Below are 20765 nucleotides of genomic sequence, written 5' to 3'. Positions count from 1 at the left end.
CTGGCTATCAATCCCATACAGGCGCAGCGCGGTAGGCGGAATTGACGAATACACACGACGGCGTCGGCGCGGCCGAGCCCAGCGCCCTGGCAGTCGGTTCCGGAAGCGTCCGGATCTGGGGCATGAGCTCGGCCGAACGGCTGCAGCGGATCTTTCGCCGGCTGGGCCTCGAGGCGGTCCGGGGCGCCTCGAGCCTGGTGGCCGCAGACGCCCGCTGGGTGTTCGACGAGGCGTTGCTGCGGGCCCTGGCCAGGCGGCCGCGGGTGGTCCTGGTGGACGACGAGGGGGTTCCGGCCGCCGTGCATGCTGTCGGCGACGCGGTTGCGCGGCTGGAGGCCGGCGAGGACATCGCCACGGCCGCGGCGGACTATCCGCGCCTGACCGCTTCGGAGCTGGGCGACGCCTACAATAGTGAGCTTCGCAAGCGCGAGCCGCCGATCCTTCGCCGGCTGACGCAGGGCGATGTCCGGGCGGTCGAGAAGCGGCTGTTCCAGGGCTCGTACAAGGGCGTCACCGACCTGGTGACCAAATACGTCTGGCCGGCGCCGGCGCGGGTGGTGACCCGCTGGTGCGCCGTGGCCGGGATCACCCCGAACCAGGTGACCTTCGCGAGCTTCCTGCTGGTCCTGGCGGCGTTCTGGCTGTTCTGGGCGGGGCACTTCGGCTGGGGGCTCGTGGCGGCCTGGGCGATGACCTTCCTCGACACGGTGGACGGCAAGCTGGCCCGGGTGACCCTCACCTCGTCGAAGCTGGGCAACGTCTTCGACCATGGCATCGACCTGATCCATCCGCCCTTCTGGTGGTGGGCCTGGCTGGTGGGCGTACAGGCTGGACCCCATCCCCTGCCAGGTTCGACGCTCATCCTGGGCGTGATCGTCGGCGGATATGTCCTGCAACGGATGCTGGAAGGTGTGTTTCTGGCGCGCTTCAAGGTGGAGATGCACGCCTGGAGGCCTTTCGACAGCTTCTTCCGGCTGATCACCGCGCGCCGCAATCCAAACCTGCTGCTGCTGACCCCGGCCGCTCTGGTGGGTCGCCCCGATGTCGGACTGGCCCTGGTGGCGGTCTGGACCGGGCTCAGCCTGCTGGTCCATCTCGTCCAGGTGCTGCAGGCCCTGGCCACCCCCCGCGGCCAGGTTGCGTCGTGGCTCGCGCGTTGACCACGGTCGGGGTGGTGCGCAATCCGCGCAGCCACGGCAATCGCGGGCGGGCGTCCGGCGCCCCCGAGGGCCTGAACTGGGCCGAGCCGGAGACACCGCAAGCCCTGCTCCTGGACATGAAACGCTTCGCCGCCGCCGGTGTGGATCTGGTCGTGATCGACGGCGGCGACGGAACGGTCCGCGAGGTGCTGAGCGCCCTGCCGGAGGCCTATGGGGACCGGCCGCCTGTCCTGGCGGTGCTGGCCTCGGGCAAGACCAACGTACTGGCCCTCGACCTGGGCGCAGGCCGCGACTGGACGCTTGCCGAGGTGCTGCGCCGCGCCGCCGCGTCCGCGCCGTCCCTGAAGTCGCGCGCGCCCCTGGAGGTGACCTGGGCCGGCCAGGCCCCGGTGCGGGGTTTCATCCTCGGTCTCGGAGCCTTCGCCCGGGCCACCCAGATGTCGAAGGCGGTCCACCGCATGGGCGCCTATCACAGCCTGTCGGTGGCCCTCACCCTGGCTGGGGCGGCGCTCGGGACCCTGTTCGACACCAAGGGAAGCCCGTGGCGACGTGGCGTCGGGGCCGCCGTGACCGTTGACGGCGCGGCCCAGCCGGCCGGCCGGCGTTTCGTGCTGATCGCCACGGCCTTGAAGCGGCTTCCCTTCGGCCTGCAGCCTTTCGGACCGCCTCGAGAGGGGATGAAGGTCCTGGACGTGGACGCCCCGCCGCGCGGATTGCTGGCGGCGCTTCCGGTCGTCCTGGCCGGACGGGGCGATGCGTGGCTGGCCGCCAGGGGTTACCGCCGGAGCTTGTCGGATCGGCTGGACCTGCGGGTCGACGAGCCCATCGTCATCGACGGCGAGGTCTTTCCCGGCGGCGAGATCTCTGTGCGCCTCGGCGCGCCGCTGCGGTTTCTCGTCCCATGATCGCGGATCTCCAGACCCTGGTCGTCGCTGAGCTTGAGGCGTCGCCGCCGTCGATCGCCCGAGACATGGGGGCGCACCTGGCCGCTCGGTTCGAGGGCGCGGCGGCGGTGTTGTTCTACGGTTCGGTGCTGCGGACCGGCGACGCCGACGGGGTGATGGATTTCTACGTCCTGACGGAGGCGCCGCGCCGCGGTTTCGCCGGCGTCATGGGGCGGCTGCTGTGGCCGGACGTGAGCTATCACGAGCTGGAGTCCGACGGGGCGACCCTGCGCGCCAAGGTGGCCTCGATGACCCTCGCCCAGTTCGGACAGGCGGCGACCGGACGCGGCGCCGACACCACGATCTGGACACGCTTCGTGCAACCAGCCGCCCTGGTCTGGGCGGCGACCCCCAGCGCGCGCGAGGCGGTTCACCGGGCGGTAGCGCGGGCGGCGGAGACCGCCTCGCGGTACGCCGCGGCGATCGGGCCGCCGCGGGGCCGGCCGGCGGCCTTCTGGCGCGCGCTGTTCCGCCAGACCTACGCCGCGGAGTTCCGGGTGGAGGCGGCGGGGCGCGAAGCCCAGATCCTTGGCGTCGATCCGCAGCGCTACGACCGTCTGCTGACCGCCGCCTGGCGGGCCGGCGGGCTAGGGTTCGAGGCGCGAAGCGACGGGGAAGTGGCGCCCGCCCTGAGCGAGGCGGATCGCGCGAGCCAGCTCGCGGCCTGGCGGCGGCGGCGGGCCCTGGGCAAGCCGCTCAATCTGGCGCGGCTGGTCAAGGCGGCCTTCACCTTCGAAGGCGCGGCGCGTTACGCCGCCTGGAAGATCGAGCGCCACACCGGCCTGCCGGTGCCGCTGACCCCCTGGCGGGAGCGCCACCCAATCCTGGCTTCGCCGGGGGTGTTGTGGCGGCTCTGGCGGCGGCGGGGCAAGCGCTGAGCTAGCGGGCTCAACGCGTTGAAAGCCTTCGAAGAGCGGGCGAAGGTACGGTCACTAGCGCTTGCGCAAGCTACCAGGTGCGGCTCGAATTCGAGGCGCGGGTCATGGAATGGAGAGGTCCCGCTACCCCTTGGCCCGGCGGGGTTCGGCGCCCAGCAGACCGAGTTGGCTGGCGACTCGTCCCATGACCGCGATGACCTGGTCGATCTGCTCGGGCGTGTGGGCCGCGCTGATACTGCTGCGCAGGAGCGGGCGGTTATCCGGCGTGGCCGGCGGCAGGGCCAGGTTCAGATAGACCCCGTTCTGCAGCAGGCCGTTCCACATGGCGATGGCGGCGGCCTGGTCGGGCATGGTCACCGCGACGATCGGGCTGCAGGTCGGGCCGGTGGCCAGGCCCATGGCTGTGAGGCCGTCATATAGCCGCCGCGCATTGGCGTGGAGGCGGAGGCGCAGTTCCGGTTGTTCCTGCAGGCGACGCAGAGCGGTGACGGTCGACGCGATCACCGCCGGCGGCAGCGAGGCGGTGAACATGTAGGGGCGGCAGACGATCCGCAGGACGTCGAAATCGTCCATGTCGGCCACGCAGAAGCCCCCGACCGAGCCCAGGCTCTTGGAGAAGGTGCCGACCACCACGTCGACGTCGGCCTCGACGCCGGCCTCCTCGGCCAGGCCGCGGCCGGTTTCGCCGAGCACGCCCATGGAGTGGGCTTCGTCGACCACCAGATAAGCGCCCATCTCGCGCTTGATGGCGGCGATCTCGCGCAGCGGCGCGACGTCACCGACCATGGAATAGATGCCCTCGACCACGATCAGCTTCTCGCCGGGCGTGTCCTTCAGGCGCTTCAGGCGCTTGTAGAGGTCCTCGGGGTCGTTGTGGCGGAAACGGGTGACCTCGGCATGGCCCAGCCGCGCGCCGTCATAGATGCTGGCGTGGCTGTCGGCGTCGAGGATCAGGTGGTCGCCGCGGCCGACCAGGCTGGAGAGCAGGCCGAGATTGGCCTGGTAGCCGGTGGTGAAGACCATGGCGTGCTTGCGGCCGTAGTAGGTCTTCAGCGCCGACTCGAGTTCGAGATGGCCCTCATAGCTGCCGTTGGCGATCCGCGAGCCGGTGGTCCCGGTGCCGCGCTCGCGCACGGCGCGCACGGAATCCTCGACGCATTCGGGGTCGAAGGTCAGGCCGAGATAGTTGTTGGTGCCGAGCAGGATGGTGCGCCGCCCCTCGACGACGCCCTCGGTCGGCGAGATCACCTCGTCGAAGCGGACGCCGAACGGGTCGGCCGACGCCTGGCGGAGCGCTTCGTAGCGGTCGCGCGACGCCGCGTGTCTGTCGAGCAAGGCCATGCTCAAGCTTTCTTTCGAATGTTGTCGATCAGCGACGCGAGGTCGCCCACGGTCTGAACTTCGCTCAGCCGGTCGATGGGAATGGAGATGTCGAAACGATCCTCGAGCTCCATGACGATGTTCATGAGCGCCAGGGAATCAACGGCGAGGTCGCGGGAGATGTCCGAGGCTGCCGTCACGTGGACGCTGCGTTCCAGCACGACCTCGGCGGCGCGCGCGACCTCGAGCACGGTAAGATCTGTCACAAGCTGCATATAAGGTTCGACGAGCCCCCTCGAACGATCGTCAATCAGCGTCGCACATTTAGGCCGTTCCGCCGAGCGGAACCGCGGCATCCTTGGCGCGCCTATGTGCTCTACCAAACATGACGCCACCCGTCTTGTACCCTTCGACCGTATTTAGGAAGCCCTGCGCGAGATCGAAGAGGGGCGCCGGAAGATCGAGCGGCTGCTCGTCGGCCCGGACCGACCAGTCGAGATGCCGGAGTTCGCGGACCTTGCCGGGGCTGAGAATCTCCGGGACGCCCAGGCCTTGCGCAACCCGACCTCCGGCGGCCAGCGCGGTCAGAAGCAGCCCCGGCGTGCGGACGAACCGTGGCTGCGCTCCGAACGCCGCCGCGGCGGTCTGCAGGATCTCGCGCCAGCCGTAGCCCTCCGGGCGGTGGTCGGACAGGGTGACGCTGAAACCGGTCGGCTTCTCGGCCAGGGCGGCGATCTGTCGCGCGGCGTCGACCACATGCATCATGGCCAGGCGCGCCTTGGGGTCGAACAGCGGCAGCACCGGGCTGGAGGCGGCGAGGCGGAAGAGCGGCAGGGTCTCGGCGTCGTCCGGTCCGTAAAGCGCCGGGGGTCGGGCGATGTTGAGGCGCGGGCCGAGGTGGGCGCGCGCTGCGTTCTCGCCTCCGCGCTTGCTGGCGGCGTAGTCGGACAAGCCGGGTTCGCGGGCGGCGAGGCTGGAGACCAGCACCATGGCGGCCGGCGTATGTCGGGCCAGGCGCTCGGCGCCCTCCACATTGACGGCGAAAAAGGCGCGGCGGTCGCGCGCCTTGATCAGCCCCGCGCCGTGAACCACCACCTCCGCGTCACGGCAGAGGGCGGAGAGCGCCGCGTCGTCGGTGAGGTCGCCCGGGACCACCTCGATCCCAAGGTCGCGCCAGAGTGGATGGATCGGATCGCGCCGGGCCAGGATGCGTACGCGCCAGCCGCGCGCAGTGAGTTCCCGAACCAGATGGCGCCCGAGGAAGCCCGTCGCTCCGGTGACCGCGGCCAGCCGCTCGGCCACCTCAGGCGGGCTCCGTCGCCGCCAGCCCCGCCAGATAGCCGGCCTTCGCCCGCGAACGGCTGAGTTTCCCCGATGAGGTCTGCGGCAGGGCGTGGCCGCCCACCAGATTGACCTCGGCCTCGACCCCGTGGCGCAGCCGGAGCAGGTCGGTCACCTCGCGCGCGAGGGTCTCGCGGGTTTCCGGATCGCTGCTGCGGCACTGGACGAGGACGATCACCGCCTCCTCGCCGTCGCCGGGCGCGGAGAAGGCCGCGACATCGCCGCTGCGCAGGGCCGCGATCTCGGCCTCGGCGGTCCATTCCAGGTCCTGCGGCCAGATGTTGCGGCCGTTGAGGATGATCAGGTCCTTGATGCGGCCGGTCAGCACGATCTCGCCCTGCGAGAGGTAGCCCAGGTCGCCGGTGTCGAGCCAGCCGTCGGTCGAGAGCGCCTGATGGGTGGCCTCCGGCTGGCGGAAGTAGCCCTCCATGAGGCTGGGCCCCCGGGCGAAGACCCGGCCGACCGTGCGCTCGGGCAGCACCTCGCCGTCATCGTCGCGGACCTGCAACTCGTGACCGGGCAAGGCTGGGCCGCAGCGGGCGAAGTCGCGGACTCGCCCGGCCTGGTTCGAGGCCACGGCCAGGCCGTCGCGCTCGAGGCGCCCGACATCGAGACTCTCGGCGACGAGGCCTCGGCCCAGCGGCGCCATGGTCAACGCCAGGGTCGCCTCGGCCATGCCGTAGCTGGCCACATAGGCGTTGGGCGAGAAGCCCGCATGCGCGAACCGTTCGGCGAACTGCTTCAGGGGTGGGGTGCGGATCATGTCGCCGCCGAGGCCGGCGACCCGCCAGGCCGAAAGGTCGAGGCCTTCAGGCCGGGCGTTCTCGGCTCGCCGCGCGCAGAGTTCGTAGCCGAAGGTGGGGCTATAGGAGATGGTGGCGCCGTTGGCGGCCATCAGTTCCAGCCACTTGAGCGGGCGGCGGACGAAGGCGCCGGTCGGCAGGAGGTCGACGCTCATCTGGGCGGTGAGCGGGCTCAGCAGGAACCCGACCAGCCCCATGTCGTGGTAGAGCGGCAGCCAGGAACAGGCTCTGTCCTGCGGCTTCACGTGCAGGCCGTCGCGGGTGATGGCCACGGCGTTGGCCATGAGCGCGCGGTGCGTCACCAGGACCCCCGCCGGAAACCGGGTGCTGCCCGACGAAAACTGCAAATAGCAGGGGCTTTGCGGCCCGATGGCGGGCAGGTCCGCCGGTCCGCCTTGCGGGAGGTCGGAGAGGGCGCCGGCGAAGCGCAGGGCCTGGCCCTCGGCGATCTCGGTCAGCCAGGCGCCCATGGCGGCGGGGCCCATCAGCCCGCTGGCGTCGGCGGTCCGCAGCATCCGGCGGATCTGCTCGACATAGGCCTCCCGGCCGCCCAGGGGTGTCGGCAGGGGCAGCGGCGCGGGAACCAGGCCCGCATACTGGCAGGCGAAGAAGGCGATGACGAAGTCGGCGTCGGTCTCGGCGATCAGCCCGACCCGGTCGCCCGGCGCAAGACCCGCGCCCAGCAGTCGCACCGCGGCCCCGCGGGCGGCCTCGCGCAACTCGCTGTAGGGCAGGGCGCGGATGAACTCGCCTCGCAGGCCGTAGACATTAACCCCCGTTTCGCCGCGCGCCGCGAAGTCCAGCGCTTCGAGGAGGGTCGTGAAATCGGCCAGTCGGAGGCCGCGTTCCGGCGCTGTCGGCGTAATCATTGGTCAGGCTTCGCGCGGTTCGTTTGGACTCGGCAAGGACTTAGTGTGCAAGGCGCTCTTTGCGAACGAGTTTTTGCAGGCTCCAGAGCATTCCCAAGGCCAAGGCCAGGGTTGCGCCCACCAGGGCCGCACCGGCGCCGGGCAGTCCGTGGGCTGCGACGATCGGCGGCAGGGAGACCAGGAAGGCGGCGGCCACGACCAGCCGGACGCGCAGGACCGCTCCCGGCTTGCCCATGGAGACCAGCATGGGTTCCAGCGGCAGGGCCCAGACCCCGATCACAGCGGCTGCCACCTGCCAGATCATGGTGGGCGCGGCCGTCCCGAAATCCGGCCCCATGACCAGGGTCAATAGAGCCTCCCCCGCCAAGACGGCCACCAGCAGGAGCAAGGTCGCGCCGCCGCCCCCGACCAGCCCCACGCGTAGGGCCAGGGCGCGCATGCCGGCATGGCTGCCGCTGGCACGCAGCTTGGCGAGCTCGGGATAGAGGGCGGGGATCAGCAGCCGGGCGGGCTTGGCCAGGGCGTCGGCGATCTGGCGGGCGATGCGCCACAGGCCGGCGTCGGCGGCGCCGAGCAGGGCGCCGACCACCAGGGTCGCCGCATGGGTGAAGGCCACCTCCAGGCTGCCGCTGGCGTTGGCCGCCCAGGCGAACCGCCAGCCGCCGGGGATCGGCGCGCTGGGAGACTCAGACCGCAGCAGGTCCACCAGAAGGCCGCGGCGGCGCATCTCGGCCAACGCGGCGAAGGACACATAGAGGAAGCCCGCCAGGGTTCCGGCGGCCCAGACAATCAGGAAGAAGGCCACCGGGGCGCCGATCACGATGCCGACCAGGCCGCCAGCCAGGCGCACCGCCGAGCCGATCGCCGCCTGGGCCGACAGCAGGCCGAACCGGTCGAACAGCCGCAGCAGCCCGATCTGGCTGGTCGGGACCATGAAGACGATGGTCAGGGCGTAGAGCGCCGCCGGACCGGCCGCCTCCCTGGGCAGTCCCACATGCGGTCCCAGCAAGAAGGCTCCGGCGACGCCCAGGATCGCACCCGCCGCCGCGCCGATGAGGTCGAGGAGGAGGCCGAAGCGCACCACGCGCTGGAAGTCGGCGCCGCGATCCTCGGCCAAGGGGGCGGCGCCGAACTGCAGCACCGTCTGCCAGGTCTGGAACCGGGCGATGTCGGCGACGAACTGGGCGAAGGTGTTGATCAGCACCAGGACGCCGAACTCCGAAAGGCCCAAGCTCCGGGCGGCCAGCGCCATATAGGCCAGGCTGAGCGCTGCATTGACCGCGCGCCCGCCCAGCAGCAGGCCGGCGTTCGCCATGACCCGGCCCAGCAGGCCCTCGTGGCTCGCCGCCTGCGTCATCCCGCCTCCAGCCGAGCGGCGATCGCCTCGGCGGCGCGCAGGGAGGACGAGCGGGGCTGAAGGTCGAAGCTCTCGGCGAAGCCGGCCTGCTGTTCGGCGAGATAGGCGCCGTGTGTCTTCCGCGCGGCGTCCAGGGCGTCGGCCAGACCGTCCAGTCGTTCGATCACCGGGCCGTAGCGCCAATGCCGATAGCTTTCGTCGCCCGCCCAGGCGACGCCGTGGGCGTTCAGGAAGGCGGCCGGGCGCGGGGAGCGCAGGAACTCGTAGATCTGGCTGCTGACGTCGCCCAGATAGAGGTCGGCGACGCGGGTCCAGGTCATGTCGATGGCCGACGGCCCGCCCAGGTCGATGTGGATCCGGGGGTGGCTGCGGAACGGTTCGATGGCCGCCAGGTCCGCGGCCGTGGCCGGATCGAACAGCCGCACATGCGGGGCGAAGATCACGTTGAACCGGCCATCGGCGGCCAGATTTTCCAGCACCTGGGCGCCCCAGCGGGGCCAGGAGCTGAGCCGCGGATCGAAATGCGGATTGTAGAGGACGATCGGCCGGTCGTCGGCGAAGGGCCGCGCGGGCGTGGGCGCCAGGGCCTCGACGATATCGAACTTCGGATAGCCGACCATGGCGCAGTTTTCCGCCCGCACGAGGCCGGAGTCGACCATGCGGTCGCGCTGCTTGGGGCCCGCGGCCATGACCAGGTCGAACTGACCCAGCCGTGGCTCGAAGGGGCCGCCGCGATCGCCGGCCCCGTGCTGGGTGTAGATCAGGCGTGGCTTGGTCACCCCCAGCTGGCGGACCAGTGCGGTGGTGCGTTCCGGCGTGACCAGGGCGTCATAGGCCGCGAAGGTCCGCAGGTTGGCGACGAGCATGGCCGCCTTGGGCGGGGTCGAGGCGCCGCGCAGGCGAAATTCCCGGAGCCATTTCGGGCCGAGAAGTCGGCCACGCACCGGCGCGCCGCCCAGCCGCTCCAGGGCGCGGTCGATATAGTCCAGATGCGCCTGCGAGGTGGCGGCCAGGTCGACCTCGAACTGAGGCCAGCCCCTGGCCAGCTCGACGGCTATCGGCAGGCTGTGCAGGATCTGATGGATCTGCGCGATGTAGAGGAAGCAGATCCGACGGGGCGGGGCGGGCGAGGTCATGTGATCTGCGCATTGGCCCAGTCCGGGGGCCGCCGCAACGCTTGTTTCTAGTTGTTCGGCGTCAGCCGGCCGCGAACGCCGCCCTTGAGGATCAAGCGATCGCCCTCTTGGTCGGCCTCGTACGACCCGCCCTGGACGACGCCGGCGCCGCTCTCGATCCGCAGGCCGCTCTGGCCACTGACCGCGCCGGTCCGGGTGTCGATGCGCGCCTGGTCGGCGGCGAAGCGACCGCCGCCGCCGTTGTCCATCCTGACGTCGCCGGTCAGGACCAGGACGTGGGCGGTCTCGTCGAACACCCCGGCCCGGGCGGTCATGCGCTTGGTCCTGTCCGCCTCGTCCCGCAGGACCAGGACCGGGTCGACGATCTCGATGCGGGCGGTGGTCGGGTCGGCGCGGCGGCCCTCACTTCCGGTGATGATGAAGCTCTCCCCGCTGGGGCCCCGCCCCGCGAATCGGGGCTTGACCATGGTGTCGACATCGCTCGTCTGGGGCCGGCTCGGCGCGGCGACGCCGCTCATGGCGATCTGGGCCGCGCAAAGCGCGCAGAGGACCGCCGCTGTGGTCGGCAGGGCCCGGCGCAGGACCCTCACCCGGGTGAGATGTCCCGCGCGGAGCCGAGCCCCGGTCGCCGGGCCACGTGATCGAAGCCGCATGGCCTATCTCCTACCCCTGCGCCCGGGGTCTAGCTTCGATCATTGTCGCTACTATCTTTTGGAAGGTCAAAGTCACCAAAGCCCCGGCGGTCAAGCCAAGCTGGCCGGCGGGGCGCCAGCAGGGGGCAGTCACTTGAACATTGTCCTGGCCATAGTCGGACCCCTGCTCATCGCGGGCGGCGTGTTCGGGCTCTATCTTGCGTTCAGAACCGCGCAGCGGCGATCCGACGACCGTCGCCGCTAGGATTCGCGCCTAGTCGTAGGTGAGGGTGACGGGCACGTTGGCGGTGAAGACATTGTTCCCGGTCCCCGGCGGTACGGTGAGGGTCGCGCCGACTCGCACCGTGTCCTGGCCCGAGGCGTTGAGCTGGCCCAGGCGGCTGACGCTGATGTTGCCGGAGTTCTGGCTCCAGACGGTGAACTGGTTGACCAGCAACCCGCCGGGCGTGGCGGTGACCGAGGCCGGCAGCCCCACATGATAGGCGCGGCTTGGCTCACCCGTCAGGTTGCGGATGACCGGAGCCGGACTGGTCCCAGGCAGGAGCTGCATGCCTGACCCGGTCGAGCTCCGCGCCGCCGGCGACGCCGAAGTCACCGTGACCGTCCCGACCGGCCCCTTGGGGCCCTGGTTGTGTAGCCGCCCGAAGTTGAGCCCGCCCGTCCCACCGACCGAAAGCGGCCGGAAAATGGTCACGGAGCCGTTGGCGGAACGGGTGACGGAGACCTGGGCTGGGGTGGGGGTGGGCGCCAGCAGCGCGAGGGCCATGAGCGGCGCCCAACGAGGTGTCTTGCACAACCGCTGAAGGATTTGCCGCCTCATGGAAGGTTTGCGTGAACTGTGAAGGGCAATGTCTTGAGGCCCGATGCGGCGAGCGCATCTACGGTCACTTCGCCGCCAAGGCTAAATCTCACATTGTTTCCATTCATTCCCGAAAGGGTGAAGACAAGCGGAGACGCGCCGTTAGGTGAGACTGGCGAGAGGGTAATCCCGCTGCAACCTAGAATGCATGCTACCGAAAACTTGGTGAACTTGGCCGGAGCTGTCCCCGTCGATGTAATCGTAAAGGTGATCGGCCGATTATTGCAGTGGCCGTTTCCGTTGCAGGTGATCGATATCGTCGGGGTTGTAACCCCTGTGGCCGGAAAACGAAGAGCAGGGCCAATCTGTGAAACGGTGCCGTTTGTACCGATAGTGAAAGCCGTGCTGGCGCCGGCGCGATAGACTCTCCCGAGGGCCGGAGCGCCTCCCGGGGTAACGCTAAGCGCCAGTGATTCAGCGGCCGACGCGCCGCCCGCGACCATGCAGAGCCCTGCGATCAAACCTGCCGCCCAGCGCCGCCGCATCACACCCTCCCAATTACACGCACTGTCGGACCTCAACTGGCGATCCGCAATTCCCCACCTGGGGTACGGGGCGTCCGGGGCGGACCGGCGAGGGCGACGCGAACAAGCGTTGCAGTCAGGTGCTTCTGGCTGGCCAGGCCCAGTTTCCGCAGCAGGCTCTTTACCTGGTTGCGCACGGTGTCGAGCTGTACGCCACGCTGTTCGGCGATCAGCGCCAAGTCGGCCCCCTCGTGCAGTCCGATGGCGATCTCGGCTTCGGCCCGCGAGATGCCGAACAGTTCGGCAAGCTCGGCCCAGTCCAGCATTTCCGGCGGCGCGTCGAGGTCCGTCGCCTCCACCACCGCATAACCGCGCTCCCGGGCCGGTCTGACGCTGAGCAGCAGGCCGATCTGGTGATTGGCCTCGCGGGCCATGACCAGCCCGCCGACCCCGTCGCGCGCCGCCCGGGCGATCGCCAAGTCGAGATGTGTGGCGGTGTCGCGGCAGGTCAGGTGCAGCACCCGGCCGATCGGAGCGCCGGCGATGTCGCGACGCGCCGGATCCGGCGACAGGTTGGCGACGGTCCGCCCATCGACGGCGACTAGCCAACGCAGAGATTTCACACGAAGAACCACGTCCCGACCCCTCACCCCCATTAGGCAATCGGACGCTATCACGCGGATATACGCTAATATTTTGAATTCTCTTCATAAGCGAATACTTACTTCGCAACTGCGAAAACAAATGCCGAACGCGCGAATATTCTTACTAATGTTCTATAATAGATCCTAATTTATCTTAATATACGCGCGAACCGTTCCGAGGAAGCCGCCGCCGGCTCCAACCTGCACCGTCACGGGCTCCTCCAGCGACATGCGCAGGCGGGCGCTCTGCTGCGGATCCAGCCGTACCTCATAGGCGCCGGCCGGCAGGCCTTCCAGGATGAGAGCGCCGTCGTATTCGGTGCGGCCTTCGGCGACCACTGTGCCCTGGGCGTCGACGAGCTGGACGCCGAGGGCCGATAGGCCCCGGCTCCCGCCGGCCGCGTCTCGCAGCAACATGCGAAGCTCGACCTCGCTGGTGGTGCGCATGCCGTATTCGACCACCGCTACGCGGCCGGGCCGCGGCGTGAACTGGATGGTCGTCGGCGGCAGGGACATGAAGGCGTCGTCGACGGACTCCGGGTCGACCCGCAGGCGCACATATGCCCCGTCTCCCAGGGCCGCGATCACCAGCCGCCCAAGAGCGTCGGCCTCCTCCTCGCGATAGCCGCCGCTCACCTTCAAGCCTGGCATCCGCCGCTCGCCCGGCTGGGCGACGCCGTCGCCGTTTTCGTCCACGAAGGCCAGCAGGGCGACGTTGCCGCCGGCGGCGGCGCCGGGGCGGGCGGGCCTGTAGCGCCGCTGAAGGGGATCGAACAAAAGGCCGGTGCTGAGCTGGAATCCAATCCGCCACTCGTCCGTGCCCGTGTCGTAGCCGCCGCCCACCGTGACGTCGGCCATCGACAACCGCCAGGTGGCCGCAGCCTGGAATCCTGTGCTGGGGTCGTCGCCGAACGCATGGGACAGCCCCAACCGCAGCGAGCGGTTCTGCCCGAACTCCCGGTCCAGGGTGAGCACGGCGGTCCGCGCCTGCAGTTCGGGCGCCAGGTCCGCGTCGACCCCGACCCGGACCCGCCAGACGTCGGCCACGACGCCGGAGGCGTCCATACCGCCGGTCAGGCGATCGCTGGCGCCCCGGCCGGCCTGGTCGTCGCGCGTATAGGCGAGGTTGGTCGCCACCACGAAGCCGTCCACCGTCGTCGAGGCCCGCGCCGCGGCCTGCAGGAAGGTGTCGCCGTTCGCCAACTGGTCGCGGCGCAGGCTGAGCGAGGCGGGCGCGTCTCGATTCAGCAGCGGCAGGCGCGCCTGACCGTCCAGCCGCAGCTCGCTCGACCGGGCGAGGGGGCGGGACACGTCTGAGCCGCGCGACTGGGTCTCGTCGACGAAGCCCCCGCCGTATTCGGCGTGACGCAGGCTGTAGGATACCCCGCGCGCCCGGCCCAGGCCGGTGATGGCCACGGCCGCTCCGCCCTCGCCGTCGACGGCCCCGTCCGCGATCAGCGCGACGCCAGCCACGCTGGTCCGCACGCCGGTCGTCAACAACTGGCGCGTGTCGTCAGGGGCCGGCGTGTAGCGGGCGTAGCCGGTCGATAGTGAGAGGTTGGTCGCCAGGCCGTAGTCGAACCCGGCCAGCACTCGCCACTGCCCCTGGCCGGCAAGACCGCCGCCGGAGAGCATCGCTCCGTCGCCGACCTTGATGAGGTTGACGCCCTCCTCGACGGCGCCGAAGCGGAACACCGCTCGGCCCTTGGGCAGGAGGCCGCCGCCGAAGTTCAGCCGCCGCACCTCTTCGCGCCGCTCGCCGCGTGGACCGTAGAAGACCAGGCGCAGGGTGTTCAGCCCGTAGGACAGGGGCACTTCGGGAAACTCGTAGCGTCCGCCGACCGGCGTGGCCTGCGAGCCCTGGAGCAGTTCGTTGAGATAGAGCTCCACATCCCAGCCCAGTTCGAGCTCGCCGCGCACGTCGATGCGGCCCAGCACGCTCGGCTGCTCCAGTGGCTCGGAGGTCATATAGACGCCCCGCCCCCCCGCCCCCCGCGCTCCGATGGCCAGGGCGGGGGTGAAGACGTCGCCGGCGCCGGCGCGGGTGAGGTGCAACGGGCCGATCCCGCCCTCGGGGTCCTTGCGCTCCAGCACCATGCGGACGTCGGAGAGCTCGCCGCGGCTGTCGGAGCCGGCATACAGCTGGGCGCCGGCATAGAAGAGGTCGCCCGCCAGGCGCAGCTGGTACTGGGTCGTCGGGTCAGGCGCATTGCCGGCCATCTCGACATTCAGGTTCAGGTCGGCCGACGGCGGTGTGAACAGCTCATAGGGTGTGGCGACATCCAGCACCGCCTCGATGGTGCGCGAACCGTCCAGGCCCTTCCGCTTGCTCTCCCGCGCCAGCCGTTCCTGGAAGGGCAGGGGCGTCAGAGGGACGAGGGTGAGCGACAGGCTGGGGATGTCGGCCTTGGCCTTCAGCGGCAGCAGGCGCTCCAGCAGGTCGGTGCGCACATAGATCTCGTCGCCCAGCAGCACCGCCTGGGCGGCGTCCACGCGGAAGGTCTCGCCCCCGGCGCTGGCGGTCTCGGCGGCCAGATCGAGCTGGACGCGCTTGTCGGGCGATAGGGCCCAGCCCTCCGCCCGCCGGTCCGGCGGCGAGACCACGATGGCGAGGTCGAGCAGCCGTGAGAGCTGACCCAGCGGCACGAACACGCCGGAGCGAGCGGCATAGCCGTCAAGGGCGTCGGTCAGGACGTAGTCGCCGGCGCGGACCTCCAGCAGCACCAAGTCCTCGGCCGTGAACGGCGCGCTGGGCGCCGAGGCGCCCGCGGCGTCGAGGGCGACAATGGGCTCGGCGTGGAGTGAGCTTGCCGCGAAGGCCGCGGCCAGCGCCAGCGCGGCCAGCCGCAGGCGGGCAGTCATGGGACCGTCAGACGACCCGTCGCGATCGGCGCGCCCGGCCGGGCCTCGTCATCTTTCAGGTTCACCGTCAGGACGTCGCCGTGGTTCGGCAGGGTCTGCAGTTGCAGGGTTACACGTCGGCGCGCGATCTCGGGATAGACGCCGATGCCGCGCATCCCGCCGATGATCTCGTTCTTGGGGCCGCCGCGGATTTCCACGTCGCCATAGAGCGAGCTGGCGCCGAGGCGGGTGAGGTCGAGGCTGACGAAGCCGGTCTTGCGCGCCGTGCCGCCGTCTGGGCCGTCCATGTCGCGGATCTCGTAGGCGAGGTTCTCGACGCCGCCGCGGACATCTTCCGGTCCGTGGCGGACAATCAGCGGGATGCTGAGACTGAACAGCGCCACAACGCGGACGGTCATCTCGCCCGGCTGCAGGCCGGCGGCCGCCTGTTCGGCGGTGACGCCGGTGTCCTCGGGCGGAATGGCGGTGACCGTCAGATGGGTGCGGTATTCGCCCGCGGCCAGGTCGCCAGGACGCAGCACCCGCAGGCGCACGAGCTGGCTGGTCTTGGGCGCCAGGGTGACCCGGCGCGGGGTGAAGGTGATCAGGGACTTGGCCGACTTGACCATCGCGGCGGTCGCGGCCTTGGCTGGATCCTTCTGGGCGTCGTCGATGGCGATGATCTCGCCGGTGTCCAGCATGACCCGATCGACCAGCGCGACGCTATAGGTCGCCGGCGCGTCGCCCTGGTTGAAGACATAGACGCTGGCGCTGCGCCCGTTGGGGTCGAAGACCACGCGCTTGGGCGAGATGTTGAGGTCCGCGCCGACCTGGGCCGACGCCGTCCCAGGCGCCAGGAGCAGCGCCGCGAACAAGGCGGCTGCGAGCCGCGCGAATTGCACTGGTACGATATTCATCGGCGCCCCCGCGACCAGAGGACTCACTATGGCCGCGCCGGATTTCCACAAGATGAAGCCGCCCCGGCTTCGTCCCGCATGGCTTGCGCCGTGCGGGACGTCCGCGGGGGACCGGAAAAAGCTGAACTAGTTGTAGGTAGCCGTGACGCTGAAGGAGCCGGTGAACAGGCCGGTCGAGATGGAGCTGGGCACCGAGATCGAGCCGCCCACATGGACTTCCTTGGTCCCGTCGGATCCGTCGCCCAGCGCGCCGCTGAGGCTTTGCGTGCCGTCGGCCACGTCCTGGCTGGTCGTCACGGTGATGTTGTCGACTGTATTAGTGATCACGAAGCTGTCGGCCACCGCCAGGGTGAAGGCCTGGCCGCCTTCGCCGGCGACCGTGAACTTCGCCGCAGACGACGCGTCGCCGCTCGCGAGGTCGACCACGCCGCCGCCGACCGTGAGCGCGCCGCCGGAGTCTGCGGCCACGCTGGCCGTGCCCGTGCCGCCGCCCGGCTTCACGATGTTTCCGAACTTCAGGTCGGCGTTCTTGGCGACCGTGATCGGCCGGAAGATGGTCACCGAGCCGTTGGCGTTGGCCGTGGCGGTCGCCTGCGCCGAGGCCGAGGTCGCGGCTCCGGTCAGCAGCAGCGCGGCGAGCGCGCCCTTGATAAGCAATTTCATAGTCGAACCCCCAGACAGGTTGCCGGGAAGCAGCTCGCGCCCCCCGCGCCGGGCCCCATGGCCAGCTTGCCTTAAGGGAGCCTTAACCTCCCTTAACCCCGCAAGTCCCATATGGGGGATGCCGCGAGCGAATACGGATGGCGCCAAGGACCGGAACCGGCGTCGTGACTGGAGATGCTTCATCCGCCATGCCGATGACTTGACGACCGGGGCGTTGGTCTTGTGGTTGATCCGCCAAGACTCGTCTTCCTCGCCAGGTCGGGGGTGGCGGCGGCGACCGAAAGACCTGCTAGGCTGAACTGGGCAGGCCGCCGCGACGGGCGCGCGGTTTCGCGGGGAGGGTCGGCGATGAGCCTGGATTTCGTTCGCCACGCCCGCTGGCTCGATCGGGACCGCGCGGTCGGATACGCCAAGATCCTGGCGCTGGCCTATGTCCCGCTTTTGATCATTCCATATCTCTACGCCATCGGAACGCAGCCGGGCGGCCGCCCGAACGTCGACTTCATGAGCTTCTGGAGCGCCGGGTCGCTGTTCTGGCGCGATCCCGCGAGCGCCTATGACGCCGCCGCCCAGATCGCCTTCCAGGCCGAGGCCTTCCAGAGCCATGGCCGCTACCTTCCGTTCCTGTATCCGCCGCCGTTTCTCGCCCTCGTCGCGCCGCTGGCCTTGATCCCCTTCGCGGTCGCCTACCCGACGTGGGTGGCGGCGACCTACGCGGTCTATCTCGGGGCCGCCCGGCGTCTGCTGCGCGCCGGCGCCTGGCCCATCGCGGTGTTTCCCGCGCTCTACGTCAACGCGGTCCAGGGTCAGACGGCGGCGCTGTTCACGGGCCTGTTCGTGGCGGCCGGACTGCTCATGGCGCGCCGCCCGTTCGTCGCCGGCCTGGTCTTCGGGTGCCTGATCTTCAAGCCGCAGCTCGGGCTGCTCATTCCGCTCGCCCTGATCGCGGGCGGATTCTGGCGAACCCTGCTGGGCGCGGCGCTGTCCAGCCTCGCCCTGCTGCTTCTGGCGCTGGTCGCCTTCGGACCGGAGACCTACGCCGCATTCATGGGCGCCGGTTCGACCAGCCTCGGCCTGCTGCAAGAGGGATCCCCGTTGGGCTGGGCAAAGGTCCAGAGCCTGTACGGCGCCCTGCGCCAGATCGGCGCTCCGGCCTGGGCGGCGATCGGTTCTCAAGGGCTGCTGAGCCTCGCCGCGGCCGGGGCGGTGGCGTGGGTCTGGCGGTCCGGCGCCGACGCGCTCACCAGGCTGGCCGCCCTGGCGACGGGGTCGCTCCTGGCCACGCCCTATGTGCTCGACTACGACTTCGTCCTGCTCATCGTCCCGCTCTGCTGGCTGGCGCGGCGCGGAATGGAGTCAGGCTTTGGCCCTTGGGGGAAGCTGCTGCTGCTGACGATCTACGTGACGCCGGTGATCTGCCGTCCGGCGGCCATCACCCTGGGGTTCAATCTCATGCCACTGCTGGTGGTCGGACTGCTTGGCCTGATCGCGGCCACGGCCCTTGGCGAGGCGCCTGCCGGCAAGGTCAGGAGCGCCGCGCTATGACGTATCGGATGGTCTCCAGACCCGTCGCGGCCGCCTCGCCGCCCTGCTGCGCGACCTCATATATCCGCTGATCCAGGGCGATGCGCCGTTCGGGCGCGAGCAGAAGCGCATACCAGGCGAGCATGCCCATCATGGCAAGCAGGACGCCCTCCCGCACCTTGATCATCGGACCTGGCCTCCGTTCGCCGTCAGATGGTCGAGGATGACGGCGTGATGTCGCCGCAATCCCACGCCCCAGCCAACTCCCGAGGAGTCTATATCTTAACTATACCTAATGCCAGCGCGTCACCGCGAAGTGAACAAGCTTAACACAGACCGGCCAGTACAGAAATCGATCCACCAACCCCAAGGGGGAACGGGTTTTCAACCACCACTTGATTCTTCACGACGATCTCCCGGTATTCGGTCGCCAGCATTGATGTCTACCGGGAGATGAAGGTATATTGTCGATGGGATTGGATGACTGACGGAAGCTTGTAGGCGGGGGTGGTGCATTGGCTGGCGGCGGCGAATTCTCAAGGACGGTCGGCCGAACCTTGAAGCGGGGCCTTGTCCGGCTGATGGGTTCGACGCAGGGCAACGTCACCCCGATCATCGCGATCCTGCTGCCGGCCATCGTCGGCGGCTTCGCCGTGGCCAGCGAGACCTCGACCTGGTTCCTGGCGCAGCGTTCCATGCAGCACGCGGCCGACTCCGCCGCCCTGGCCGCGGCCACCAACAACACCGGACCCAGCACCAGCCCGCCGCCGACCTATTCCGAAGAGGCCAGGGGCGTGGCGAGCCGCTACGGCTACACGACCGGGACCAACAATGTCAGCGTTGTGGCCACCTATCCGACCTGTCCGGCGCCCTGGACCGGCAACTGCTACCAAGTGACGATCACGCGGGACATCCCGATCCGCCTGGCCCGGCTGGTCGGGTACAATGGCGATGTGGCCATGGGCGCCGGACGCGCCAAGACCGTGATCTCGACCGCCATCGCCCGAGCCGGCAGCAAGGGTACGTACTGCCTGACCACGTTCAATCCAGCCGCCGACGCCCTGCAATTCAAGGGCGCGCCCAGCCTCGACCTTACCGGCTGCGACATCGCTTCCGCCGGCGGGGCGAGCTGCAACGGCAACTCCGGAGACACGGTGGGCCACGCCTATGTCACCATGGCGGGCAAGTCGAACGACAACTGCGGTTCGAACGAGATCGTCGGCGCACCGCCGGCGGACATCTATGCGCCGCTGGCTTCGAACATCGTGAACCCGTGCGGGGTTCGCGGGTCGCACACCCTGACGGGACCACTCAGCGCCAACTATTCCCGCTGCGGAGACGTGACGCTGACCGGAAACGTCACGGTCACCAGCGACGTCGTCATGACGATTTCGCAAGGGCAGCTCAATCTCAACAACTTCACCCTGAGCACCACCGGCACGGGGCATCTCACGATCATCTTCACCGGGTCGCCGGGTGATGGCCAATCGCATGTCTTCACGGGCAACGGCACGATGGACTTCGCCGCGCCGACGACCGGCGTGTGGGCCGGGGTGGCGATCTATCAGGATCCGGCCTTGACGGCGCATTCCGGCCTGGACGTCAGCGACGCCGGCAACGCGCCCATCTACAAGGTCACGGGCCTGCTCTACATGCCCAAGGCCAATATCATCATCAAGGGCGCCATCGACCATAAGACCGGCGGCGACAACTGCATGGCGATCGTGGCCTGGACCATCGATATCCGCGGAACGGGCGGCATCTTCAGCGCGCCGACCAGCCAGTGCGATCGCGCGAACCTAACCCTGCAGGGCCCGCCCGGGTCAGGAGCCGGTCCCAGTCTCATCCAATGACCGTTCCCAGCTTTCCCATCCCCAAGCGTCGGAAAGGTTTTCTCGCCAACGAGCGCGGCGCGGCGGCCCTGGAAATCGCGCTCTGGGCCGGGGTCTTGGTCGTGCCGGTCCTCAATGTCGTGGACCTGGGCTTCTACACCTTCCAGAAGATGCAGGTCGAGGAGGCGGCCCAGGTCGGCGCCCAGGCGGCGTGGGATGCCTGCTCGGCGCTGGCCGGCCAGCCGAAGGGCACGGCGTGCGGCGCCACCATGACCAACGCCATCTCCACGGCGATCCAGAGCACCTCGCTGGGCGCGAATGTGACCCTGGTGACGGGCTCGCCCACGGAAGGGGCCTACTGCCCCGACGCGACAGAGGTGCTGCAACCGGTGGGAACCTATGGTCAGAGTTGCGCGGCGGCCGGCTATCCGGCCGGTACGGCCGGCGACTATATCCAGGTGGCGGTCAGTTACAGCTATTCGCCGGTGTTCTCGGGGGTGTCGATCGTCAGCCTGCTGCCGACCCCGATTGTCCGCACGGCCTGGATGCGGTTGGGCTGA

General features: G+C 69.5%; 19 protein-coding genes. 6 read left to right on the top strand and 13 right to left on the bottom strand.

The window, feature by feature from the left end; translation table 11 throughout:
* Positions 1 to 41: 41 nt before the first annotated feature.
* The 3 genes from M9M90_RS16735 to M9M90_RS16725 are packed head-to-tail and all read left to right on the top strand — an operon-like array spanning position 42 to position 2982.
* Entirely contained in the window at positions 42 to 1160 is a 1119-nt protein-coding gene (locus tag M9M90_RS16735) for a CDP-alcohol phosphatidyltransferase family protein (RefSeq protein ID WP_371876871.1), read from the top strand.
* Positions 1145 to 2065 (top strand): diacylglycerol kinase family protein, encoded by a 921-nt coding sequence (locus M9M90_RS16730; protein WP_254834374.1) that lies wholly within the window; start codon positions 1145 to 1147, stop codon positions 2063 to 2065. The genes M9M90_RS16735 and M9M90_RS16730 overlap by 16 nt, the downstream gene beginning before the upstream one ends.
* On the top strand, positions 2062 to 2982 hold the full coding sequence (locus M9M90_RS16725; protein ID WP_254834373.1) for a hypothetical protein: 921 nt from the start codon (positions 2062 to 2064) through the stop codon (positions 2980 to 2982). Before M9M90_RS16730 ends, M9M90_RS16725 begins: the two co-directional genes overlap by 4 nt.
* A 123-nt stretch (positions 2983 to 3105) precedes the next feature.
* Here the strand turns inward: M9M90_RS16725 and M9M90_RS16720 are convergent, their stop codons facing one another.
* From M9M90_RS16720 to M9M90_RS16665, 12 genes are all read right to left on the bottom strand, one after another.
* Positions 3106 to 4323: a pyridoxal phosphate-dependent aminotransferase family protein gene (locus M9M90_RS16720; protein WP_254834372.1), complete on the bottom strand. Its 1218-nt coding sequence runs from the start codon at positions 4321 to 4323 to the stop codon at positions 3106 to 3108.
* A gap of 2 nt (positions 4324 to 4325) precedes the next feature.
* Positions 4326 to 4577, bottom strand: coding sequence for an acyl carrier protein (locus M9M90_RS16715; protein WP_254837149.1), 252 nt, complete (start codon positions 4575 to 4577; stop codon positions 4326 to 4328).
* Positions 4578 to 4626: 49 nt separating this feature from the next.
* Positions 4627 to 5604, bottom strand: coding sequence for an NAD(P)-dependent oxidoreductase (locus tag M9M90_RS16710; protein WP_254834371.1), 978 nt, complete (start codon positions 5602 to 5604; stop codon positions 4627 to 4629).
* Between the two features lies 1 nt (position 5605).
* Positions 5606 to 7315 carry a fatty acyl-AMP ligase gene (locus M9M90_RS16705; RefSeq protein WP_254834370.1) on the bottom strand — a complete coding sequence of 570 codons (1710 nt, stop codon included), beginning with the start codon at positions 7313 to 7315 and terminating at the stop codon, positions 5606 to 5608.
* A 40-nt stretch (positions 7316 to 7355) separates the two neighbouring features.
* Positions 7356 to 8672 (bottom strand): lipopolysaccharide biosynthesis protein, encoded by a 1317-nt coding sequence (locus M9M90_RS16700; protein WP_254834369.1) that lies wholly within the window; start codon positions 8670 to 8672, stop codon positions 7356 to 7358.
* Positions 8669 to 9808 carry a glycerophosphotransferase gene (locus M9M90_RS16695; RefSeq protein ID WP_254834368.1) on the bottom strand — a complete coding sequence of 380 codons (1140 nt, stop codon included), beginning with the start codon at positions 9806 to 9808 and terminating at the stop codon, positions 8669 to 8671. The genes M9M90_RS16700 and M9M90_RS16695 overlap by 4 nt, the downstream gene beginning before the upstream one ends.
* A 47-nt stretch (positions 9809 to 9855) precedes the next feature.
* Positions 9856 to 10461 carry an LPS export ABC transporter periplasmic protein LptC gene (gene lptC / locus M9M90_RS16690; RefSeq protein WP_254834367.1) on the bottom strand — a complete coding sequence of 202 codons (606 nt, stop codon included), beginning with the start codon at positions 10459 to 10461 and terminating at the stop codon, positions 9856 to 9858.
* Positions 10462 to 10714: 253 nt separating this feature from the next.
* The gene (locus tag M9M90_RS16685; protein WP_254834366.1) at positions 10715 to 11227 is read right to left on the bottom strand and encodes a DUF4402 domain-containing protein; all 513 of its coding nucleotides are present in this window, start codon (positions 11225 to 11227) and stop codon (positions 10715 to 10717) included.
* Between the two features lie 610 nt (positions 11228 to 11837).
* The gene (locus tag M9M90_RS16680) at positions 11838 to 12407 is read right to left on the bottom strand and encodes a hypothetical protein (protein WP_254834365.1); all 570 of its coding nucleotides are present in this window, start codon (positions 12405 to 12407) and stop codon (positions 11838 to 11840) included.
* A gap of 165 nt (positions 12408 to 12572) precedes the next feature.
* On the bottom strand, positions 12573 to 15290 hold the full coding sequence (locus tag M9M90_RS16675) for a hypothetical protein (protein WP_254834364.1): 2718 nt from the start codon (positions 15288 to 15290) through the stop codon (positions 12573 to 12575).
* The gene (locus M9M90_RS16670; protein ID WP_254834363.1) at positions 15287 to 16186 is read right to left on the bottom strand and encodes a molecular chaperone; all 900 of its coding nucleotides are present in this window, start codon (positions 16184 to 16186) and stop codon (positions 15287 to 15289) included. The genes M9M90_RS16675 and M9M90_RS16670 overlap by 4 nt, the downstream gene beginning before the upstream one ends.
* Before the next feature lie 126 nt (positions 16187 to 16312).
* Positions 16313 to 16849: a DUF4402 domain-containing protein gene (locus M9M90_RS16665; RefSeq protein ID WP_254834362.1), complete on the bottom strand. Its 537-nt coding sequence runs from the start codon at positions 16847 to 16849 to the stop codon at positions 16313 to 16315.
* 348 nt (positions 16850 to 17197) lie between these two features.
* Between M9M90_RS16665 and M9M90_RS16660 the strand changes: the two genes are divergently transcribed.
* Positions 17198 to 18394, top strand: coding sequence for a glycosyltransferase family 87 protein (locus tag M9M90_RS16660; RefSeq protein ID WP_254834361.1), 1197 nt, complete (start codon positions 17198 to 17200; stop codon positions 18392 to 18394).
* On the opposite strand, the gene M9M90_RS16655 is transcribed toward M9M90_RS16660, so the two are convergent.
* A complete protein-coding gene (locus M9M90_RS16655; protein WP_254834360.1) occupies positions 18375 to 18560 on the bottom strand; it encodes a hypothetical protein in 186 nt (61 codons plus the stop codon). The genes M9M90_RS16660 and M9M90_RS16655 overlap by 20 nt on opposite strands.
* A 370-nt stretch (positions 18561 to 18930) precedes the next feature.
* Here M9M90_RS16655 and M9M90_RS16650 point away from each other — a divergent pair, with 370 nt between their 5' ends.
* Positions 18931 to 20226, top strand: a complete 1296-nt coding sequence (locus M9M90_RS16650) for a pilus assembly protein TadG-related protein (protein ID WP_254834359.1) — start codon at positions 18931 to 18933, stop codon at positions 20224 to 20226.
* Positions 20223 to 20765 (top strand): TadE/TadG family type IV pilus assembly protein, encoded by a 543-nt coding sequence (locus tag M9M90_RS16645; protein WP_254834358.1) that lies wholly within the window; start codon positions 20223 to 20225, stop codon positions 20763 to 20765. Before M9M90_RS16650 ends, M9M90_RS16645 begins: the two co-directional genes overlap by 4 nt.

The organism is Phenylobacterium sp. LH3H17 (genome assembly GCF_024298925.1).
Taxonomy (GTDB): domain Bacteria; phylum Pseudomonadota; class Alphaproteobacteria; order Caulobacterales; family Caulobacteraceae; genus Phenylobacterium.
The sequence above is the reverse complement of the archived record's forward strand: the minus strand, read 5'-3'. Positions and strand labels throughout refer to the sequence as shown.

What these genes read in the sequence shown, in the direction of transcription:
- M9M90_RS16725 (WP_254834373.1), top strand. Translation starts at nt 2,062, where the DNA reads ATGATCGCGGATCTCCAGACCCTGGTCGTCGCTGAGCTTGAGGCGTCG.
- M9M90_RS16665 (WP_254834362.1), bottom strand. Translation starts at nt 16,849, where the DNA reads ATGAAATTGCTTATCAAGGGCGCGCTCGCCGCGCTGCTGCTGACCGGA.
- M9M90_RS16660 (WP_254834361.1), top strand. Translation starts at nt 17,198, where the DNA reads ATGAGCCTGGATTTCGTTCGCCACGCCCGCTGGCTCGATCGGGACCGC.
- M9M90_RS16675 (WP_254834364.1), bottom strand. Translation starts at nt 15,290, where the DNA reads ATGACTGCCCGCCTGCGGCTGGCCGCGCTGGCGCTGGCCGCGGCCTTC.
- lptC (WP_254834367.1), bottom strand. Translation starts at nt 10,461, where the DNA reads ATGCGGCTTCGATCACGTGGCCCGGCGACCGGGGCTCGGCTCCGCGCG.
- M9M90_RS16705 (WP_254834370.1), bottom strand. Translation starts at nt 7,315, where the DNA reads ATGATTACGCCGACAGCGCCGGAACGCGGCCTCCGACTGGCCGATTTC.
- M9M90_RS16715 (WP_254837149.1), bottom strand. Translation starts at nt 4,577, where the DNA reads ATGCAGCTTGTGACAGATCTTACCGTGCTCGAGGTCGCGCGCGCCGCC.
- M9M90_RS16695 (WP_254834368.1), bottom strand. Translation starts at nt 9,808, where the DNA reads ATGACCTCGCCCGCCCCGCCCCGTCGGATCTGCTTCCTCTACATCGCG.
- M9M90_RS16645 (WP_254834358.1), top strand. Translation starts at nt 20,223, where the DNA reads ATGACCGTTCCCAGCTTTCCCATCCCCAAGCGTCGGAAAGGTTTTCTC.
- M9M90_RS16720 (WP_254834372.1), bottom strand. Translation starts at nt 4,323, where the DNA reads ATGGCCTTGCTCGACAGACACGCGGCGTCGCGCGACCGCTACGAAGCG.
- M9M90_RS16685 (WP_254834366.1), bottom strand. Translation starts at nt 11,227, where the DNA reads ATGGCCCTCGCGCTGCTGGCGCCCACCCCCACCCCAGCCCAGGTCTCC.
- M9M90_RS16700 (WP_254834369.1), bottom strand. Translation starts at nt 8,672, where the DNA reads ATGACGCAGGCGGCGAGCCACGAGGGCCTGCTGGGCCGGGTCATGGCG.
- M9M90_RS16655 (WP_254834360.1), bottom strand. Translation starts at nt 18,560, where the DNA reads ATGATCAAGGTGCGGGAGGGCGTCCTGCTTGCCATGATGGGCATGCTC.
- M9M90_RS16670 (WP_254834363.1), bottom strand. Translation starts at nt 16,186, where the DNA reads ATGAATATCGTACCAGTGCAATTCGCGCGGCTCGCAGCCGCCTTGTTC.